We start from the raw sequence: 4,029 nt of genomic DNA, 5'->3' as shown, positions 1-4,029 counted from the left end.
GCTTGCGCCCGTCTGCGCGGCGATGGCGTCGAGGTCCGCGTGGCGGCCGCCGACGTCGCCGACGAAGCCGCCTTGCGCGGGGCGCTCGCCGCGGCCGGCCGGCCGATACGCGGCGTCGCGCACTGCGCGGGCATTGTGCGCGACGCGACGCTGGACGCGCTGGACGCCGCGGCCTTCGCCGAGACCCTGCGCGCCAAGGTGGGCGGCGCGGTCTTGCTGGACCGGCTGACCGAGGCCGAGCCGCTGGACTTCTTCCTGTTGTATTCGTCCATCTCCGCGGCGGTCGGCCGTCACGGCCAGGCCGCCTACGCCGCCGCCAACGGCTATCTCGACGCGCTGGCGCAGTGGCGGCGCTTGCGCGCGCGGCCGGCGCTGTCCATAGGCTGGGGATCGTGGGCGGCCGGCATGGGCGCGGCCGACGCGAAGACGGCGGAACGGATTCGCGCCGGCGGCCTGAACCCGCTGAGCGAGGGCGAGGCCTTCGCCGCGCTGGAGCGGGCGTTCACCGGCGAGCCGCATCTGGTGGTGGCCGCGATCGATCTTGCGCGGATCGCGGCACAGCCCGATCTGCCGCCGCTGATCGAAGGCCTGGTCGGCCGCGCGCCGGCGGCGAATGCGCGGACCCTGTCTTTCGACCAACTGCGCGGCCGTCCCGCCGGCGAGCGCCGCGCGCGGGTCGCCGATTATCTGGACGCGGAACTGCGCGCGGTGCTGTCCAGCCCGGCCGCCTTGCCGCGTCAGACTTCGCTGCTGGACCTGGGCGTGGACTCGCTGACCGGCGCGGAACTGCGCAACGCGCTTGAGCGCGCGCTGGGGGTGTCCGTCGCGATCTCGCACCTGATCGACGGCTCCTCGCTGGACGAACTGATCGACCAGGTGATGGCGCAACTGGAGCGCAAGCTGGTGACGGAACAACATTCGGCCGCGGGCGCCGACACGGAGGAAATCACGCTATGACCATGGCACGGCTCATGACCGATCTTGCCGACGCGGGCGTCACGCTGCATCGTCGCGGCGACCAGCTTCAGGTACAGGCGCCGCAGGGCGCGCTCGACGCCGCGCTGGTCGCGCGGCTGCGCGAGGCCAAGGAGGCGCTGCTGAGCGTGCTCGACGACGAAGGCGCGCGCGCCGCGCCGCTGGCGCCGGCGCTGCCGGGCGAGGCCGGCGACGCGGCGGCGCTGTCGCCGGGGCAGGCCCGTCTGGTCGCGGCGACGCGGCTGGGCGATCCGGCGATGTACAACGAACAGGCGGCGATCGAACTCGCGGACGCCGTCGACGAAGAGGCCGTCGCCCGCGCCTTCGCGGCGCTCGCGCGCCGGCACGACATCCTGCGCACCGTCTTCAGCGACGGCGAGCCGGAACAACAGCGGGTGCTGCCCGAGCCGCTCGTCGCCTTGCAAGCGTGGGCGGTGGACGGCGACGACGCCTTGCGCGCGCGCGCCGCGGAACTGGCGCGACAGCCCTTCGCCGCCGGCGCGCCGATGTGGCGCGTCGATCTGTTCTCGACGCCCGAGCGCGCCGCGGTGCTGGTGCTGACCATCCATCACGCCATCTTCGACCGCTGGTCGATGAGCGTGCTGATCCGCGATTTCAGCGCCTATCTCGCGTCGCCGGACGCGGCCGAGCCCTCGGCGCCCCGCCTCAGTTATCGAGACTATGCCGCCTGGCAGCGCCGCTGGATGGCGTCGCCGGACTACGCCGCGCAACTGGACGCCTGGACGGAGGCGCTGGCGGAGGTGGACGAGGTGCCGGCGATACGCGGCGACCGCGCGCGTCCGCCGGCGCTGAGCGGGCGCGGCGGCACCGAGCGCTTCGAGATTCCGGCCGCGTGCATGGATGCGGCGGCCGCGTTCTCCCGCGGCCATAACACCACGCTGTTCACCACCTTGTTCAGCGCCTTCGCGCTGCTGCAGCATCGTTACACCGGCGAGGCGCGCGGGCTGACGCTGACGCCGGCGGCCAACCGGCCTTTCCAGGCGGCGGAGGACATCGCCGGCTACTTCGTCAACCTGGTGGCGCTGGCCACCGAGGTGGGCGAGGGCGACAGCTTCGGCGCGCTGGTGGACCGGGTCCGCGACGCGAGCGCGCAGGCCTTCGCGCGCCAGGGCGTGCCGCTGGACGCCATCGTGGAGCGGCTGCGCGCGCGCGGCGGCCCCCGGCACGAGCAGCTGGCGCAGACCGTGTTCGCCTTCCAGAACGTCCGCCTGCCGGCGGTGCGCACCGCGAGCGGCGCGGCCGTGCCCTTCGATCTGGACAGCCCGTTCGCGCGCTTCGATCTTTATCTGTCGATCGAGGGCGACGAGCGCGGCACTTTCGCGGTGTGGCAGTACAACACCGATCTGTACGACGCGGCCACCATCCGTCAGCTGGGCGAACATTATCTGGCGTTGCTGCGCGCGGCGCTGGCCGCGCCGGACGCGGACGCGCGCGGCTTGCCCATCCTGTCCGAGGCCGAAGAAGCGCGCCTGCGCGGATGGGGGCGGCATGAGCGCCCGTATCGGGCGGACGCCGCGATCGACGCGTTGTTCCGCGAATGCGCGGCCGCCCATCCCGGACGCGTCGCGCTGGAACAGGGCGGCGAGCGCTGGACTTACGCGGAGCTCGATCAGTGGTCGGACCGCGCGGCCGGCGCGCTGCGCGCGGCCGGCGTCGAGGCGGGCGCGGTGGTGGGCGTCGCGGGCGAGCGCTCGCCGCGGCTGCTGGCCGCCTTCCTCGCGGCGCTGAAGGCGGGCGCCGCCTATCTGCCGCTGGATCCGACTTATCCGGCCGCGCGCCTGAGCGCGATGACGGCCGACGCCGCGCCGGCCTTGATGATCGTCGCCGACGGTCTGGACGCCGGCTGGCTCGGCGATTACGCCGGACCGGTGCTGAGCCTGGCCGACTGCGAGGCCGGCGACGCGCGGCCCGTGTCGTCCGCGGCGCGGCGCGCGGAAGACCTGGCTTATGTGATGTACACCTCGGGCTCCACCGGGCGGCCCAAGGGCGTGGCGGTGCCGCATCGCGCGGTGGTCCGGCTCGCCGTCGGCGGCGGCTACGCGCGCTTGGACGCGTCGACGGTGATGCTGCAGCAATCGCCGCTGGGCTTCGACGCCTCGACCTTCGAAATCTGGGGCTGCTGGCTGAACGGCGGGCGGCTGGTGCTGGCCGAGCCCGGCATGCCCTTCCTGGACGCGGCGTCGCGCGACGGCGTCACCACGATGTGGCTGACCGCCGACCTGTTCCGCATGATGGTGGAAGAGGAGCCGGCCGCGCTCGGCGGCCTGCGCGAACTGCTGACCGGCGGCGACGCGCTGCCGGTGGCGAGCTGCCGCGCCTTTCTCGAGGCCTGCCCGGGCGTCGCGCTGATCAACGGCTACGGCCCGACGGAAAACACCACCTTCACCTGCAGCCATCGGGTGACGGCCGGCGATGTGAAACGCGGTTCGATTCCGATTGGGCGGCCGATAGGCAATACCGAGGTGCGCGTGGTGGACGCCGGCGGCCGGCTGGTGCCGGTCGGCGTGCCCGGCGAATTGTGGGCGGGCGGCGACGGGCTCGCGCTCGGCTATCTGGGCCGCGCCGACTTGACGGCGGAACGCTTCGTCGCGGCGCCGCCGCCGGACGGCGGGCGCTGGTATCGCACCGGCGACCGCGTGCGCTGGCGGCGCGACGGGGCGCTGGAGTTCCTCGGCCGAGTGGATGAGCAGATCAAGCTGCGCGGCTACCGGATCGAGCTGGGCGAGATCGAGGCAACGCTGGGCCATCACCCCGGCTTGAGCGGCTGCGCCGTCGCGCTGCGGCGCAGCGCCGCGGACGAGAAGCAATTGGTCGGCTATCTGGTGGCGCGGCAAGATTCGGCCGAAGCCGCGGACGCGGCGGCGGTGCAGGCATGGCTGGAGACGCAGCTGCCGGGCTATATGGTGCCGCGCGCCTGGGTGTGGCTGGACGCCTTGCCGCAGTCCGCCAACGGCAAGGTGGACCGCAAGCGCCTGCCGGAGCCGCAGATCGAGGCGGGCGCGGCGGCGGCGGAGAACGCGGCCGAGGCGGCGC

At 73.7% G+C, this 4,029-nt stretch carries 2 protein-coding genes; both read left to right on the top strand.

From position 1 onward, the window contains the following. On the top strand, window positions 1-957 hold a 957-nt coding region (locus ACODSD_RS24675), incomplete at its 5' end, for an acyl carrier protein (RefSeq protein ID WP_488878599.1). A gap of 14 nt (window positions 958-971) precedes the next feature. Beyond that, window positions 972-4,029, top strand: a 3,058-nt coding sequence (locus tag ACODSD_RS24670) for a non-ribosomal peptide synthetase (protein ID WP_488878598.1), incomplete at its 3' end; no start/stop codon positions are given.

The organism is Chromobacterium sp. FG22, assembly GCF_057809415.1.
This window is presented reverse-complemented; position numbering and strand designations above follow the sequence as displayed.